Genomic DNA, 1,941 nt, shown 5'->3' with positions numbered 1-1,941 from the left:
TAGAGCAAATTTTTGCAAAGATAGATTATGTCCAATGTGTTGCTGGCGTAGAAGTTTGAAAATATTTGGACAAGTATCTAAAGTTATGAATAAAACTTTGGAAAATAATGATTATAGATTTATATTTCTAACTTTAACAGTTAAAAATTGTGAAGGTTTTGAGTTATCTGATGAAATAGACAAGTTATTTTTAGCTTTTAAAAAATTAACAAAGAGAAAAGAATTTAAAATAGTTAAAGGTTGGTTTAGAGGATTAGAAGTAACTCATAATTTAAATAAATATTCAAAGGACTATGATACATATCATCCTCATTTTCACATAATACTTATGGTTAATAAAAGTTATTTTACTGATACTAAGCAATATATAAGTCAAAAAAATTGGACAGTTTTGTGGAAAGATTGTTTAAATATAGATTATAATCCTATTGTTAATGTAAAGGCATTTAAAACATCAACTAAAAATATTGCAAAAAAATCAGTTGCAGAAGTTGCTAAATATACAGTTAAAGATAATGATTATTTAATTAAAGATCAAGTAATGACAGATAGTTCTGTTATGATTTTAAATAATGCTTTAAAGGGTAGAAGGCTAATTGCGTTTGGAAAAGATTTTAGAAGCATTCATAAGCTTTTGAATCTTGATGATGCTGAAAATGGTGATTTAGTTAATACTGATAGTGAAGAATTGATTAGAGAAGATTTAGATAGTGTTATAGAGGTGTATAAGTGGAATATTGGATTAAAAGAATATATTAAGCTTTAGATGTAAAAATTTATTAAAAACAAGGTGGAGATTAAAAAAAGCTGCAAGGACTTGTATAAGATCCTGGTAGCTTTTTTTAATACTACCTTGTTTGGGTACTAAATATACACTAAGAAGAAAAGGACAAGGTCCTTTCGCTCTCTGCAAGTGCTGTCAGAGACATCTATAGGTAAAGGAACTTGTTCCTTTTTGGTGTCGAGCAACCTCGACTGGGTGAAGCGTAGCAAGGGTAAAACCCTAAAGCTCCATGCAATGGCGAGTGTTACTCTTGCATGCAAGAGTATAACGAGCTATATTCTTTTTACAAGAATATCCTTTTTTGCCCATCTTTGTGGGTCAAAAAAACACACGCTGTGTGTCTGAAAAACCCATCTTCATGGGTAAAAAGTAATTCTAAGTAATACTTAATAATGCTTTATATTTCTTAAGTAATTCTAAGTACTTCAAAAAAGTAATATTTCCTATTTTAAAAATAGCACTTAGTGATGCTTTGTAATACTTTAATTTTAATAAATTTTATAGATTTATTTTTTATATTTTATTTAACCTTGAAAAGCTAAAAAACTTTAAAAAATTATGCTTTTTCAAGTGGAGTTTCTTCTTATCTTGATAAACTAGAAACAATGGGAAAATTAAAAATCGACCTTAGCCATTGATATTACTGGAGTTAGGTCGATTTTCTCAGCATATTATTGACACAATAAAAACTCCTTTGTTATAATTTAAATTGTCATATCCAAAAAATAACATGAAAGGAGTTTTTCTATGCAATAATATTTCATTTTACGTTATAGCAATATTAAAAAATATTACTTTTCGTATATATTATATTATTATAATAGCAAAAAAAAATCAATATGAAAGATGTAAAAATTCTTATAGATAAAAATAAAAGTGGAAAAAATATAAATTGGAAAGGAAAGAAATTGAAAACTATAGATTTAGCTGAATGTTATAAAAGACTAGGATTTAAAAAAGCTTATAGAGTTGAAGAATGTGGTTCTTATTTGGCATATAAATATTTGAATGAGAATGAAAAAAAGCTATATAGAGCAAATTTTTGCAAAGATAGATTATGTCCAATGTGTTGCTGGCGTAGAAGTTTGAAAATATTTGGACAAGTATCTAAAGTTATGAATAAAACTTTGGAAAATAATGATTATAGATTTATATTT

At 26.5% G+C, this 1,941-nt stretch carries 2 protein-coding genes; both read left to right on the top strand.

Annotation, left to right across the window (positions count from 1 at the left end; genetic code table 11):
* Positions 1–766 (top strand): protein rep (locus GBZ86_RS15445; protein WP_152892138.1); only part of this gene is annotated, 766 nt, incomplete at its 5' end.
* Between the two features lie 857 nt (positions 767–1,623).
* The coding region (locus GBZ86_RS15440) for a protein rep (protein ID WP_170272288.1) at positions 1,624–1,941 on the top strand (318 nt) is incomplete at its 3' end.

The sequence above is a fragment of the Clostridium tarantellae genome (genome assembly GCF_009295725.1).
In the GTDB taxonomy this organism is placed as follows: Bacteria; Bacillota; Clostridia; order Clostridiales; family Clostridiaceae; genus Sarcina; species Sarcina tarantellae.
The sequence above is the reverse complement of the archived record's forward strand: the minus strand, read 5'-3'. Positions and strand labels throughout refer to the sequence as shown.